This is a genomic window from Psychromicrobium lacuslunae, from assembly GCF_000950575.1.
Classification (GTDB): domain Bacteria; phylum Actinomycetota; class Actinomycetes; order Actinomycetales; family Micrococcaceae; genus Renibacterium; species Renibacterium lacuslunae.
Genome location: NZ_CP011005.1, coordinates 948,444 through 962,362, shown reverse-complemented (window position 1 = coordinate 962,362; position 13,919 = coordinate 948,444). Strand labels below are relative to the sequence as shown.

General features: G+C 58.0%; 12 protein-coding genes. 5 read left to right on the top strand and 7 right to left on the bottom strand.

What is annotated here, in order from left to right; genetic code table 11:
* Positions 1 to 56: 56 nt before the first annotated feature.
* The 4 genes from yczR (at position 57) to UM93_RS04415 (ending at position 3,567) form a co-directional block, all read left to right on the top strand.
* Positions 57 to 1,466 (top strand): MocR-like transcription factor YczR, encoded by a 1,410-nt coding sequence (gene yczR / locus UM93_RS04430; RefSeq protein ID WP_045073918.1) that lies wholly within the window; start codon positions 57 to 59, stop codon positions 1,464 to 1,466.
* A 143-nt stretch (positions 1,467 to 1,609) separates the two neighbouring features.
* On the top strand, positions 1,610 to 2,101 hold the full coding sequence (locus tag UM93_RS04425; RefSeq protein WP_045073917.1) for an NfeD family protein: 492 nt from the start codon (positions 1,610 to 1,612) through the stop codon (positions 2,099 to 2,101).
* 54 nt (positions 2,102 to 2,155) lie between these two features.
* Positions 2,156 to 3,109: an SPFH domain-containing protein gene (locus UM93_RS04420; protein ID WP_045073916.1), complete on the top strand. Its 954-nt coding sequence runs from the start codon at positions 2,156 to 2,158 to the stop codon at positions 3,107 to 3,109.
* A gap of 104 nt (positions 3,110 to 3,213) precedes the next feature.
* A complete protein-coding gene (locus tag UM93_RS04415; protein WP_045073915.1) occupies positions 3,214 to 3,567 on the top strand; it encodes an RNA polymerase-binding protein RbpA in 354 nt (117 codons plus the stop codon).
* 113 nt (positions 3,568 to 3,680) lie between these two features.
* Here UM93_RS04415 and UM93_RS04410 read toward each other — a convergent pair whose 3' ends face one another.
* The 7 genes from UM93_RS04410 to UM93_RS04380 all read right to left on the bottom strand — a co-directional run bounded on the left by UM93_RS04410 (position 3,681) and on the right by UM93_RS04380 (position 12,443).
* Positions 3,681 to 5,012, bottom strand: a complete 1,332-nt coding sequence (locus tag UM93_RS04410; protein WP_052663625.1) for an alpha/beta hydrolase — start codon at positions 5,010 to 5,012, stop codon at positions 3,681 to 3,683.
* A 95-nt stretch (positions 5,013 to 5,107) separates the two neighbouring features.
* The gene (locus UM93_RS04405) at positions 5,108 to 5,848 is read right to left on the bottom strand and encodes a polyprenol monophosphomannose synthase (RefSeq protein ID WP_045076865.1); all 741 of its coding nucleotides are present in this window, start codon (positions 5,846 to 5,848) and stop codon (positions 5,108 to 5,110) included.
* 408 nt (positions 5,849 to 6,256) lie between these two features.
* Positions 6,257 to 7,876 (bottom strand): amidohydrolase, encoded by a 1,620-nt coding sequence (locus tag UM93_RS04400; RefSeq protein WP_045073914.1) that lies wholly within the window; start codon positions 7,874 to 7,876, stop codon positions 6,257 to 6,259.
* A gap of 37 nt (positions 7,877 to 7,913) precedes the next feature.
* Positions 7,914 to 10,760 carry a DEAD/DEAH box helicase gene (locus UM93_RS04395; RefSeq protein ID WP_045073912.1) on the bottom strand — a complete coding sequence of 949 codons (2,847 nt, stop codon included), beginning with the start codon at positions 10,758 to 10,760 and terminating at the stop codon, positions 7,914 to 7,916.
* Between the two features lie 62 nt (positions 10,761 to 10,822).
* Entirely contained in the window at positions 10,823 to 11,623 is an 801-nt protein-coding gene (tatC, locus tag UM93_RS04390) for a twin-arginine translocase subunit TatC (protein ID WP_045073911.1), read from the bottom strand.
* A 47-nt stretch (positions 11,624 to 11,670) separates the two neighbouring features.
* Positions 11,671 to 11,970: a Sec-independent protein translocase subunit TatA gene (gene tatA / locus UM93_RS04385; protein WP_045073909.1), complete on the bottom strand. Its 300-nt coding sequence runs from the start codon at positions 11,968 to 11,970 to the stop codon at positions 11,671 to 11,673.
* 29 nt (positions 11,971 to 11,999) lie between these two features.
* Positions 12,000 to 12,443: a hypothetical protein gene (locus UM93_RS04380; protein ID WP_082057018.1), complete on the bottom strand. Its 444-nt coding sequence runs from the start codon at positions 12,441 to 12,443 to the stop codon at positions 12,000 to 12,002.
* 29 nt (positions 12,444 to 12,472) lie between these two features.
* Between UM93_RS04380 and cycA the strand changes: the two genes are divergently transcribed.
* Positions 12,473 to 13,897 (top strand): D-serine/D-alanine/glycine transporter, encoded by a 1,425-nt coding sequence (gene cycA, locus UM93_RS04375; RefSeq protein WP_052663624.1) that lies wholly within the window; start codon positions 12,473 to 12,475, stop codon positions 13,895 to 13,897.
* Positions 13,898 to 13,919: the final 22 nt, after the last annotated feature.

The window sequence follows — 13,919 nt, the reverse complement described above, 5'->3', positions numbered from 1 at the left end:
GCCAATTTCGGCAATCTGGCCTGTAAACATTGAGTTCACTGCCCTAAAGTGGACTTATGAACCCGCAGATCTCCGCCCGACGTCTTGCCCGCGAACTTGGCGAATGGCGTTCTCATCGCTCCGCCTACCTGGCCTTAGCCGATCGGGTTCGAGTGATGCTGATTGATGGCCGGTTGGCGAGCGGCTCGCGACTGCCCGCGGAGCGTGAACTGAGCGCGGCGCTGCAGGTTTCCCGCACCACCGTGGCGGCAGCTTATGCACAACTGCGCGAGGAGCGGTACTTGAGCAGTGTCCGAGGTTCGGGATCGACATTGGCGCTGCCGGACGGCCAGCGCGGAGTGGTACCACTGCCACAGGAACTCGACCTCGACTTCACCAAGGCCGCCTCAGCTGCCTATTCGGGGCTGCCTGCGGCCTACCAATACGCGGTAGAACAATTGCCCAATTATCTCAGTCACCAGGGCTTCGATATGCAGGGACTACCCGAACTCAGAGCCGCGGTAGCCGATCACTACTCTGACCGCGGACTGGCCACTACCCCTGATCAGGTGCTTATCACTTTGGGCGCTCAGCATGCCCTGAGCCTGCTCACCCAGACTATTTATTCGCCCGGCGAGCGGATCCTGATTGAGCATCCCACCTACCCGCACGCGATTGACACCTTTATGGCAGCTGGCGCCCGGCTATTGGCTATGCCGGTGACCGCTGAGGGCGGCTGGGACATTGCCGAGGGGCAGATGCTGATCAGGCGCTCCGCGCCAAGCATGGGGTATCTAATGCCTGACTTCCAGAACCCCACTGGCGCGAGCATGGGCGTTGAAGATCGTGAACGGCTGGCTAGATTGGCTGCTCGGGAAGGCACCACCCTGGTGGTGGACGAGACCACCGCTCATCTGGACATTGAGCGCGGCGCCTTACCTCCGATGGCGGTGTTCTCCAACAGGATCGTTACCATCGGCTCGCTCGGCAAACTGGCCTGGGGCGGCTTGCGGATTGGCTGGATCCGAGGCTCAAAAGACCTTTTGGCCAGGGCACTTCGGAACAGACCCGCAATGGACCTAGGCACTCCCCTAGTTGAACAGCTCGCCTCGATCTACCTGCTCCGAGAGACTGAGCTAATGGCGGCGAATCGCAGCCGGGAACTGCGCGCTGGCCGTGATTTCTTGGTCACAGAATTGCATAAACATTTTCCGCAATGGGATGTTCAAATACCAAACGGCGGGATGTCGCTGTGGATCAACACCGAGACCCTTTCCTCCTCCGCTCTGGCCTTGTCCGCCCGCGCCGAAGGGTTGGCTTTGGTACCCGGGCCGAGGTTCGGTCTCGAAGGCGCCTTCGAGAGATTCCTCCGGCTACCCTTCACTTATCGCAGGGAGGAACTCTCGGAGGGAGTGCAAGCTCTGCTCCGAGCTTCTCGTTCGGTAGGTGCCACCCCCAGCAGAATGCCACTGCAAGCGGTGATCTAATCATGGCGGCGAGTCCACCGGGGAACTGCTAGCTCTCAGTTCTATTACATTCCTTAGCCAAACTCGATTTCTCCCCTACTTCCGGGGCGTTTCCGTAGTAGGCTGGATTGACAAGAAGAGCTTACTGAGGTCAGGAGACTCCCATGTTCGAGTGGCTATTCGAAAACGGCTGGGCCCTTTGGCTGCTGGTATTCCTTATTCTCGCCGGCATTGAAATGCTGACCCTCGATCTATTCTTCATTCTCATGTCGGTCGGCGCCTTCGCCGCGATGATCTCCTATTTCCTGGGCGCGGAATTCTGGCTGCAAATCGTGATTTTCTGCGTTGTCGCTCTCGCCATGATTCTCTTTGTCCGACCGGTCGCTCTGCGACATTTACGTTTAGGCCCTAAGGATTTGCGAACCAATGTCGATCGGCTGATCGGACACGCTGCGGTCGTGGTCGAACCGGTCAATGCAGAAAGTGGTCTGGTCAAAATCGGCGGTGACACCTGGAGCGCCAGGTTCCGTGGCGGCCAGACTCTGGCTGCCGGAAGCAATGTGGTGGTCACCGAGATCGACGGTGCCACTGCTATCGTCACCGCGGAAACTGCCGCCCCCAACCACGGCTATCCTGCCGCTTCAACGGGGTTATAAATTCCTCTTGTCAGCTAGCTCCAACTAACTCAACAACGAGAAAACGAGGGAAACATGGGTAACAGTGCAGGTGCTGTGGCTTTGACCATAGTGCTGGTGGTGCTGATCATCTTTGTGGTGATCGTACTGATCAGATCGGTTCGAATTATCCCGCAGGCCCGGGCTGGCGTGGTCGAACGATTGGGAAAGTATCAGCGCACACTCAATCCCGGTCTGACCATCCTGATCCCCTTCGTGGACCGGCTGCTACCTCTGCTGGATTTGCGTGAGCAGGTCGTCTCCTTCCCACCGCAGCCAGTGATCACCGAGGATAACCTAGTGGTTTCCATCGACACTGTGGTGTACTTCCAGGTCACCGATCCGCGAGCGGCCACCTATGAAATCGCGAACTACATCCAAGCCGTTGAACAGCTCACCACCACTACGTTGCGTAACGTGGTCGGCGGTTTGAACCTCGAGGAAGCGCTGACCAGCCGTGACCAGATCAACGGTCAGCTACGTGGTGTGCTTGACGAGGCCACCGGCCGCTGGGGCATCCGAGTTTCCCGAGTTGAGCTCAAGGCGATTGATCCGCCACTGTCGATCCAAGACTCGATGGAGAAGCAGATGCGCGCCGAGCGAGACCGGCGTGCGGCCATCTTGACCGCGGAAGGTACTAAGCAGTCCCAGATTCTGACCGCTGAGGGCGAGCGGCAGTCAGCGATCCTGAAGGCCGAAGGCGACGCCAAGGCGGCTATTTTGCGTGCCGACGGTGAGTCCCAAGCTATTCAGAAAGTTTTCGACGCCATCCACAAAGGCAATCCGACGCAGAAACTGCTCGCTTACCAATACCTGCAGACGCTGCCCAAGCTGGCCGATGGCACCTCGAATAAGCTCTGGATTATCCCCAGTGAAGTTGGCGAAGCCCTGAAGGGAATCGGCAGCGTGCTGGGACAGGTCAACCCTGGTTCCGATTCCGCGGACTTTGGCCTACCCAACCAAGGCAGCTCGGGCAACCACAGCGCATAACCCCGGGCATCCGGTATGATTGAAGCTTGCCCTGGCCCGTCAAGGAACACTTAGCAGCCTTGATGCGTTGAAATATAGGCAAGCTTTTGAGCAAGGGAGAAATCATGAGTGATCGCAGTCTGCGTGGCATGCGCCTAGGTGCCCAGAGCATGGAGACCGAGTCGGGTGTCGAGCCGGCCCCAAGGCAGCGAGTTGAGTATCGTTGCGATGATGGCGAGCAGGTTTTTGTTACCTTCGCCGCAGAAGCCGAGATCCCTCCCGTTTGGGTTTCCAAAACAGGTAAGGAAGCGGTACTGGTTGACGGCGAGAAGCCGATCGATTCTTCCGAGAAGCCGATCCGCACGCACTGGGATATGTTGCTGGAACGGCGTACTGTTCCAGAGCTTGAGACAATCCTGGAAGATCGGCTGAACATTCTGCGCGAACGTCGCGGAGAACGAGTCAAGGCCAGTAAGTAGCCCTAAAAAGGAGGGTGGGCAGAACCAGTTGGTTCTGCCCACCCTCCTTTTTCGCTGTTGCTCAGCTCCCCGGGCTATTTACTCATGGCCTGGCAGCCTTTTACCTGCTCGCTTCACGGGCTCAGCCCCCAGCGCTGATTGAGCACCTGCAGACCACGCTTGAGTCCGCCCGCGAGGGCCGCAATCAAGTGCCCGCCATTAGGTACCTCGTGATAGTCGACCACCATTCCAGCGGCTTTCGCTGCCTGTGAGACACGTTTAGCCTGGGCAACATATAGTGAATCATCGGACCCTACCGTGAACACCGCATGGGTGTCCGGATAATGTTGCTTCGCCATGATGTTAATTGGCTTTTCGGCATCGTATGCGGCCTGGTCACCGTTGAAGATATTCGCCAAATTGGCTGCTGGCTGCTCCGCTCCGGGGAATTCCTCACCAGAGATGTCCACCACATTGCCCCAAGTGGCAGGATATTTTGCGGCGAAAGAGATGGCACATTGCCCCCCGTTGGAATAGCCCGCTACCGTCCAGTACTTTCGCTCGGCGAGAATGTTCAGATTCTGCCGAGCCCAGCTCACCACATCCTTGGCGATGTAATCTTCCACTCTGCCAAATTTGGCACTGTTGACGCAAAGCGTATCGGCTTGGGCCGGCCCCACTTGGTCCGCCACCAGCACGATCGGCGCAAGACCGTGATGCTGCTTAGCAAAATCGTTGAAAATACCTTCGACGTAATGCGGATCAGGGCGGCCTGGCTGCCCCATCATGAGCAAATAAAAAGGCAGCTTCGGAGGATTCTCGGTGAGCGCGGCGGGCGGTAGATAAACTCCAGCTGGGCGTGCCTTGAAGCCGGAGACCTTCGGTTCGATATACACCACCCCGGTTTTACCCACGGCTGGCATATTTGCTGGTGCCTTCCAGGTCTTCCAGAGCGGCTGTTTAGGATCAGGCGCATCGTTAGGTTTTGTCAGCGAAATCTGGGGTTCCAGCGAGATATCAAGCATCGCCCCAACTGTCGGATTAAGCCCAAAGCTAGCGTTGATGCCCAGTGCGGTTGCAACCAGGAAGAACGGTACGGTGAGCAGCGCCACCACTTTACGCCAAATCCGGGTCCGAAACAGATTAGCTATCACTAGCCCGGTGGCAGCAAAAAGAGCTATCCCCCAGCCCCAGGTCTCAGGGGTGACCGGACCGCCGAAGGTGTCGTAAACGACCAGCACCAACCAAAGCACAAGCAGACCAATCAAACCACCCAATATTACTGCGGCAACAGCCCAGATCAGCCAGCGCCCTATCCCCGGGGTACGGGATGCATTCTGAGGCTTGGCACGATCAAGGATCGGCAGCCGAAGGATCAGGAGAAGAATCAGTAGGCCGCCCAGTGCGTAGACCGGAATCAGCGTGGACTTTGCAAAGACATTGATGGAAAGAAACCACTGCCACATATTGTCCCTTTACTAGCGACGAATCGTTATTAGTTCCCCAACGTGCAGCGCCGCCTGGAACCCGGTAAACCGGGTTGGCAGGCGACAGCTTGGCCTCAGTCTTTTGCTGCGGATTTTCCGGTCAGCTTGCGCCAGCGCGCACTCAGACCCCATTTGGCGACATTGAGCATCGCTTCCTGGATAATATTTCCACCCATTTTGGAGACACCATGCTCACGTTCCACAAAGGTAATCGGAACTTCCACTACGCGCAGGCCCAGTTGTACGGTCCGCCACAGCATATCGACTTGAAAGCCGTAACCCACTGAATCAACTTTCGAGAGGTCAATGGCCTCTAGGGTGCCGCGTTTAAAGGCTCGGTAACCGCCGGTGATGTCTCGGTATTTGACTCCGAGCAGAACCCTTGAGTAGAGGCTGCCACCTAAAGAAATGAGCTTGCGCTGCCAGGGCCAATTCACCACTTGGCCACCGGGGACCCAGCGTGAGCCAAGCACCAGATCTGCGCCTTGTTCTACCGCGTCGAGCAGTAAGGGCAGCTGCTCAGGCTGATGGGAACCGTCGGCATCCATCTCCACCAGCACATCATAGCCAGCATCAAGGCCCCAGTTGAACCCGGCAATATAGGCGGCACCAAGGCCTTCTTTACCTTGTCGGTGCAGCACGTGAACCTGCGGGTCTTCGGCAGCAAAGCTGTCGGCGAGTTCCCCGGTACCATCCGGACTGTTGTCGTCGGCAATCAGAACATCAGCTGTCGGAACGGCTTTGCGTAGCCGCGCCAGAGTGATGGGCAGCGACTCCAGCTCGTTGTAGGTCGGGATGATGGTCAGAACGCGCACAGTGGCCTTTCTTTGCTTTTTGGCACAGAAAACCATTATACGGGCAGAGAAATGGGTAGGTTCACGCGCCTTCGGGCCAATTTCGATACAGCCGTCGTGGTGCATCCAAACTGTTTTCTACTGACGCGTGAACCTACCCGTTACAAGAGCTACCCGGACGCGCCTCAGCGCAACTCACATGGTAGCCAGGCCCGACCCCTGAATTCCTTGGCGGAGAATTCAGGAGGAACCCGTTGAACTAACAGCCTACGTCCTGTGTGCTTGCTGTCAATATGGCTCTGACCAGCAGCTTTAGATGTTTCCGCAGGTCAGCATGGGGCTACTTAGAACGAAGTTTTTTTGAAAATCTTGAGTATTTTTCTCATTCACGGCGTGTCGCTTAGCCTGGAGTCTTTTCTACTCGCGTCACTATAACGCTGAGTCATCCCAGAACAATTGGGCGCCACGATGTACGGTGGCCAAACAGCGCGGCAGATTCTCCGTATCAAGGGCGGGCAGCAGCGGTGTCCGGGACCTCGGATCGGTGCTCCAAGACTGAACTCGCTCGTCAGCCACCTGAACCATCAGCTCGTCGACCTGCCATATTGCATAGCTGGCCGGCGCGCCGGGCGCCAGCTGGCCGATCAACGGATTTGGTTCACGCGCCGCCCGCCAACCGGCGCGACTATGCGCTATAAAGGCCGCTCGAGCGGAGATCCGCTGCTCCGGTTGATGGTGTTCCAGGCAAGCTTTCACACTTGCCCACGGGTTCAGCGGGGTAACTGGTGAATCGGAGCCCAGCGCAACTGGCACGCCGGCACCGTACATCGCCGCTAACTGATTCATACCGTTCGCGCGCGCACCGAGCCGCTGCTGGTAGAGGCCGTCCGCGCCACCCCACAAGGCGTCGAAACTGGCTTGCATGCTTACCGTGACCGCGTAGTCCGCCAGGCTGTTGATCGCCTCTGCATCGGCCAGCTCGGCGTGCTCGAAGCGATGAGCGGCCGCTCGGATCGCCGCCTTGCCAACCTGTTTCTCGGCTGACCGCAAACCCTGTACAGCTAGGTCCATGCCACGGTCGCCAATGACGTGGAAACCGCCTTGGATGCCGAGCTCGCTACAGGCTGCCAGGTGCTCAGCGATCTGCACCTCACTGAGATACTGACTGCCGCGGTGCCCGCTCAGATCTTGATAATCCTCACGCAATAATGCGGTTCGTGAGCCAATCGAGCCATCGATATTGAGATCACCGGCGAAGCCCAGTGGCACCACCCCTTGTTCGGCAAGGTCGCGCAACAAATCGCGGCCTTGCTCGGCGCTGCTGATCAATTGTGCTAGATACGGCAGCACCTGGGGGTATTCAGCCGAGGCTGAGTGCTCCATCAGCAACGACAAGTCTTCTACTGTGCCGGGTGCCGGAATAGCCATTTCGGCCAGCGCCACATAGCCGGCCCGAGCCGCACTACGCAATGCTAGTTGCTGAAGTTCACGGCGTCTGGGCTGGCTGAATTGCCGCACCGCATCGCGTACCGCAACATGAGCTGCCCGCACTACTTGGCCGTCGCCAAGCCAGTCGTCCAGCTCGGCGAGGCCAAGCCTGCTCGCTAAAGCATCCGAGACTAGCGCCGAATGCACATCAACCCTGGCTAAATAGACTTCGCGGCCGCCACTAGCCCGCCCCAGCTGCGCTGGGCTGGGCAGCACAGGGTCAGTCCACAAGGTCTCGTCCCAACCAAAGCCGATGACCTGGGCAACACTTTCGGGAACACTAGCCACCGCGGCCAATAGTTCCTGGGCAGAGCGGACCTGGCTGAGGTCGAGCGACTCCAACGCTAGGCCGGTCTCGGTCAAATGAACATGCGAGTCCACAAAGCCAGGGGTGATCAGGGCGCCTTGCAGATCCACCACGCGCATCCGCCCGTCCTGTAACGAGCTCGCAGCATGCTCTCCACCGACCCAGGCCACGGTATCGCCGTCCACTAGCATTGCAGTAGCCAGCGGATCAGCGGCACTATAGACCGAGCCGTTGCGATAAAGCGTCAAAGACATCTAACTTCCTTCAATTCAGTGTCAAAGCACTCGGGTGCTACGCCGCGAGAGCCGAGTAGGCCACCACGCCTCGACGCACGTGTTCAATGGCCTCTAAACAGGTCCGTCGGGTTTGCGGTGCCAGCGCGGGCACTCCGGCCAATTGATCGAGCAGATCAATCACTTGCTTGGCCCAGCGGACAAAATCTCCTGCCGCCAGATCAGTTCCCTCAAGCACTGCCTCCAGGTGTCTGCCGCGGGCCCACTTAATCATTGGCCAGACCAGTCCTAGCTCAGGTTCTGAGGTCAGCGGTAGCTTGGCTTGCGACTCCTGATCTTCAAGTCTCGACCAAGCCGTGACCAGAATATCAACCGAACTCTCGAGTTCCGCACTGGGCAATCGTGGTCGCAAACCACGTTCTTCACGTTTGGCCTGATAGACCAGCGCCGAGGCAAAGGCAGCCAGCTCATTGGCATCCAGGCGGTCAAAAGCACCCTCACGCAGGCAGAGCGCGATCAGCAGGTCTTTCTCGCCGTAGATCCGGCGCAGTCTCTGGCCAGCTTGGGTAGGACGTAATTGCTGGTCCGGGCCCGTTTCAAGGAAATCATAACTCCGCAAAACCTCACAGACTCGGTCAAAAGTCTTAGCAATGGTCCCGGTACGGCCTTGAATTTGGCGCATTAGATCATCTGTCTCACGGCGCAATCGCCACCACCGCTCTGACCAACGAGCATGAGATTCTCGCTCTGAACAGCCGTGACAAGGATGTGCCCGCAACTGACGGCGTAATTCGGTGATCTTTTTCTCTTGTTCGGCGCTGCGAGTGCTCACAAAGGAGGCCTCGCGAGACGCAGGAGCCGCCGCTATGCCGCGAATCGCATGCTCTAGCGCTGCGACCAGGTTCTTACGATCCTTGGCCTGCCTGAGGTTGAATTGTTTGGGTATCCGCAGGTGCCCTTGCGCCATTATTGGGCCGTCAAGATCTTGTCGGCTGAGCCGCCTAGTGTCCCTGCCTTGAGTCAACACAATTGGTCGGGACTCAGCCGAATGAGTATCCGTTGCTACCACGACTGCATAACCGGGCGAACGCCCACTAGAGACCTCCACGACGTCCCCAGGGCGCAATGATGCGAGGGATTCATCAACCGCATCGCGTCGTGTTCTGCTGCGCTGCTGGGCAGCAGAGGATTCCAAATCACTCAGTTCGCGTCGCAGCCGAGCATATTCGCTGAAATCGCCCAGATGGCATGTCATCGATTCCTGGTAGCCGTTGAGTGATGCTTCGCGGCTACGGACCTGTTTAGCTAGGCCGACCACCGAGCGGTCGGCCTGGAACTGCGCGAATGACGATTCCAGGATCTCGCGCGCCCGGCCCCGCCCAAACTGAGCGATCAAATTAATACTCATATTGTAGGTTGGTCGGAAACTGGAGTTCAGTGGGTAGGTGCGGCGGGAAGCCAGCCCGGCAACCGCTCCGGGATCGGTCCCCGGCTGCCACAGCACCACCGCATGTCCTTCAACGTCAATGCCGCGACGACCAGCCCGGCCGGTCAGCTGGGTGTACTCCCCCGCGGTGACGTTCACATGGGACTCGCCGTTGAACTTCTCAAGCTTCTCTAACACCACCGAACGAGCCGGCATATTGACGCCCAAAGCCAGGGTTTCGGTGGCAAAAACCGCTCTGACCAAGCCATCGACAAAAAGCGTCTCCACTAGTTCTTTGAAGGTCGGCAGCATCCCGGCATGGTGAGCGGCCACACCCCGGAGCAGCCCCTCACGCCAGGACCAATAGCCCAGTACGTCAAGATCGTCACTCGGAATTTCCTGACTCGCCTGATCAACGCGAGCCGAGATTTCCGCCCTCTCTGCCTCAGTGGTGAGCGAGAGGCCGAAGTCAACACATTGTCGAACCGCAGCGTCACATGCCGCCCGGGAAAAAATAAAGGTAATTGCAGGCAGCAATCCGGCCCGGTCCAATGCCTGAATCACCTGCGGACGGCTGGCGCTGCGCACCGGTGACTGGCCGGCGTCGGAATGACCGAAAGACGGTTTTGCCGGACCGCCACGGCGTTGCTGTCCGCGACCACGCGCACCGCGGCCACCATGCGCGAACCGTCCACGTTGTCGATTCTGCGACTCAACCCGCGCCAACTCGGTTAGTTCGGTATTGACCGCCGGAGTGGCATCCTGGCGGACGTCCAGCTCATCAAATGAAGTGTCTCCGGCAAATAAATCAACAATGTCCTTACCGACCATGACATGCTGCCAAAGTGGTACCGGCCGGTGCTCTGAGACAATCACCGTGGTGGAGCCCCTCACCGTATCCAGCCAGGCACCAAACTCTTCGGCATTGGAAACCGTCGCGCTGAGCGATACCAACTGAACCTCACTCGGCAAGTGAATAATCACTTCCTCCCAGACCGCACCGCGGAACCGATCGGCAAGATAATGCACCTCGTCCATCACCACGAAAGCGAGATCGTCCAGGGCCTCCGAGGAGGCGTAGAGCATATTGCGCAGCACTTCGGTGGTCATCACCACGATCGCGGCCTCAGGGTTGATCGAGGTATCTCCGGTCAGCAGGCCGACGTCCCGAGCACCGTACTTAGCCGCAAGCTCGGCATATTTCTGATTGCTGAGCGCTTTGATCGGGGTGGTGTAAAAAGCTTTCAGACCACGTGCAAGCGCAAGATAAACGGCGAACTCACCGACAATGGTCTTGCCCGCCCCAGTTGGTGCGGCGACTAAAACGCCTTGGCCAGCTTCCAGGGATTTGCAGGCTTCAATCTGGAACTCGTCCAACTCGAAATCAAAGGTGTCTTTGAAGGAGCCGAACTCGGTACGAGATTCCACCAACCGTTCCCGGGCAGCCTGATAGCGTTCGGCCGGAGATTGTGAAGGCATAGCTCCAGCCTACGGCCAAACGCCGACTAAACACGTCAGGCGCGAGCATTCCCGAAGCAGCGCTAAATATTATCTAAATCGCTTAGCGGGGTGGCAGAGTCGGCAGTTTCCTCGGTCTCCTCAGCAAGTTTCGCTCGCCGCTTATCTCGCCGTTTGTCCAGCCAGACACAAAGCAGCATGGCACCGAAATACAGTAGAAGGAGCGGTGCCGCTAGGAGGAACATGGTGAATACGTCGTTGCCAGGCGCGGCCATCGCAGAGACCAAGGTGACGCCGAGCACGGTGAAGCGCCAACTCTTGAACATGATCTTACCGCGCAGCACGCCCGCCATATTGACGCCGATCAGGACCACCGGCACCAAGAAAGCGACGCCCATGAAGAGAATCAGCTGCATGATGAAAGTGATGTAATCGGTAGCCGCGACCAGGTTAGAAGCGCCTCGATCATCCGGAGTGAAGTTCAGCAAAGCGTGAACCACATTGGGCATCACCCACCAGCCACAGTACAAACCGGCTAAGAATAAGGGAATCGCCGCAAACATGAACCCAAAGGTGTAGCGCCGCTCCTTGGCGCTCAGTCCCGGCACAATAAAGGCCCAGATCTGGTAGATCCACACCGGCGAGGAAACAATCGCGCCGATGAAGAACGCCCCCTGCAAGTGCAGGTCAAAGCCAGTGGTTATACCGCCAAAATTGATGGAGGCGTTGAAGCCCTTCTCTTCGGCGATCCTCTTGATCGGTTCGGAGATTGCCGCGAAGAGTGGGGTGTAGAGAATCCAGCCAATCACCGCACCGATCAGCAACGCAATAGCCGACTTGATCAGTCGATTGCGTAACTCAACAAGATGTGATTTGAGGGACATCCGCCCCTCTGGGTTGGATTTGCGTCCCTTGAACAGCGCCACGGTCCTTAGACGGTGGTGTTGCCGGGAGGCGTGTTCGTCCCGCTGGTGTTACTGCCGTTGTTATTTTGCGGGTTCACCGGGGTCACCACAGTGCCCTCAACCGGTGCCTCGTTGGGCTTCTGGGCCTGCTGAGCGGTATTTGCCTCTTGGCCGTCTGCCTTGGACTCGCGCACCTCAGACTTAATGATCCGGAACGACTGTCCCAAGCTACGTGCCATCGCCGGGAGCTTCGGGGCAGCAATCAGCAAGACGATCACTACGACAATGACAATAATTACAACCGGGTTCTCAAAAAGTCGTCCCACGGTGGTCCTTTCGTTTATTAACCAACATCCTACCGCGTCAAATCTGTTCCGGAGTGCCGCAGATCACTGAGCGACTGTGGCTGACCGCGATCGGCGCGTCGGGCGATCCTACGATTTCGCCGAGCTGCCCTGCGATCCAGCTTCCCTTGAGCGTACTCTGTTTTCAGCATCTCAGGATCGGCGTGAATTGCCCAGCCGGGTTCTCGCCGCTCGCTGGTTTCCCCGATCGCAGCGATTTGCTGCCTGACAACGATCTCGCTTGTCTCCTCAGTTGTGTCTTCAGTTGTCTCATCAGTTCTTTCGGCAGCCGCGCTGACTCCGTCAGAGCTGAACGAAATCCGGTCGCTAGCCTGCGAGACTTCCCGCCCCAAAGCGACGAAATGCCGCCACAACTTGATTCCGAGCAGCACAACGTATAACAAAGAGAGGGCCACTAGTGCGACCCAGATCACGATCCATGACCACCAAGGCATGGATCCAGTCTAGAGACAATGAAGGAATCATGCCGACCAAACCAACAGCGTCGACCCCGAACGCTCCCATGCAACACGATGACCACGGGGAACATCTCAGCCGTGGTTTGAGTAACCGACACATCCAGTTGATCGCCATTGGCGGTGCTATTGGCACCGGTTTGTTCCTCGGCTCTGGCAAGACTATCTCCGTCGCTGGCCCCAGCGTGATCTTTGTTTACATGATCATCGGCTTCATGTTGTTCTTCGTGATGCGCGCTATGGGCGAGGTGCTGCTCTCAAACTCCGGGTACCGCAACTTCGCAGATTTCGCCGGTGATCTAATCGGTCCCTGGGCCGGTTTCATGGTCGGCTGGACCTACTGGTTCTGCTGGATCATCATCGGTATTGCCGACATCATCGCGATCTCAGGCTACGTTGCTGTCTGGGCCCCGGATCTGCCGCTATGGATACCGGCACTACTGACTATCGCACTCTTCCTAGTGCTCAACCTGGTCGCCGTCCGGCTCTTCGGTGAACTCGAATTCTGGTTCGCGCTGATCAAGGTCGTGGCCATTATCGCCCTGGTGGTGACCGGCGTCGTGCTGATTGCCATCGCCTTCAAATCACCCAATGGTGACACCGCTTCGCTGGCGAATCTATGGAACGACGGCGGGATGTTCCCGAAGGGCTTCATGGGCTTCATCGGCGGCTTCCAGATCGCCATCTTCGCCTTCCAAGGTATCGAACTTGCCGGTACCGCCGCGGCAGAAACCAAGGCACCGGAGAAGACCCTGCCCAAGGCAATCAACTCGATCCCGATTCGCGTGCTGCTCTTCTACGTCTGCTCGCTGATCGTGATTATGGCGGTCACACCCTGGCACTATGCCAGCGCCGATAAGAGTCCGTTCGTCGAAATGTTCGCTCTCGCTGGCCTAGTTGGCGCCGCCGGAATGGTGAATTTCGTGGTGCTCACCTCGGCCGCTTCGAGCGCCAACTCCGGCATCTTCTCCACCTCCCGCATTATGTACGGGATGGCTGGCGACGGCGAGGCTCCGCCGGTATTCAATAAGCTCTCCAAGTCCAAGGTGCCAGCGCGAGCACTGTTGCTCTCCTGCATTTGCTTGCTCCCCGGCGTGGTGCTGCTCTACGCCGGCGACTCGGTGGGCCAAGCCTTCACCCTGGTCACGTCGATTTCAGCAATTCTGTTCATCACGGTCTGGGGCTTCATCGTAGTCGCCTACCTGGCCTACCGTAAGAAACACCCTGAACTGCACCGGAATTCCACATTCAAAATGCCCGGCGGCAAGGTAATGGCCTGGGTGGTGCTGGTTTTCTTCGCCCTGGTGATCATTGCTTTGGGCTTCGCTGAAGACACCCGAATCGCGCTCTACGCTGCGCCGATTTGGTACTTGCTGATGATCGCCGCCTACTTCGGCCTAGTGCGTCGCGGCCGCCGCAAAGTCGCCGCCTAAACCGCACTCGAGTGTGCAGATC

Excerpts from the sequence above, each read along its gene's own strand:
- yczR (WP_045073918.1), top strand. The coding sequence starts at position 57 with ATGAACCCGCAGATCTCCGCCCGACGTCTTGCCCGCGAACTTGGCGAA.
- UM93_RS04425 (WP_045073917.1), top strand. The coding sequence starts at position 1,610 with ATGTTCGAGTGGCTATTCGAAAACGGCTGGGCCCTTTGGCTGCTGGTA.
- UM93_RS04420 (WP_045073916.1), top strand. The coding sequence starts at position 2,156 with ATGGGTAACAGTGCAGGTGCTGTGGCTTTGACCATAGTGCTGGTGGTG.
- UM93_RS04415 (WP_045073915.1), top strand. The coding sequence starts at position 3,214 with ATGAGTGATCGCAGTCTGCGTGGCATGCGCCTAGGTGCCCAGAGCATG.
- UM93_RS04410 (WP_052663625.1), bottom strand. The coding sequence starts at position 5,012 with ATGTGGCAGTGGTTTCTTTCCATCAATGTCTTTGCAAAGTCCACGCTG.
- UM93_RS04400 (WP_045073914.1), bottom strand. The coding sequence starts at position 7,876 with ATGTCTTTGACGCTTTATCGCAACGGCTCGGTCTATAGTGCCGCTGAT.
- UM93_RS04395 (WP_045073912.1), bottom strand. The coding sequence starts at position 10,760 with ATGCCTTCACAATCTCCGGCCGAACGCTATCAGGCTGCCCGGGAACGG.
- tatC (WP_045073911.1), bottom strand. The coding sequence starts at position 11,623 with ATGTCCCTCAAATCACATCTTGTTGAGTTACGCAATCGACTGATCAAG.
- UM93_RS04380 (WP_082057018.1), bottom strand. The coding sequence starts at position 12,443 with ATGCCTTGGTGGTCATGGATCGTGATCTGGGTCGCACTAGTGGCCCTC.
- cycA (WP_052663624.1), top strand. The coding sequence starts at position 12,473 with ATGCCGACCAAACCAACAGCGTCGACCCCGAACGCTCCCATGCAACAC.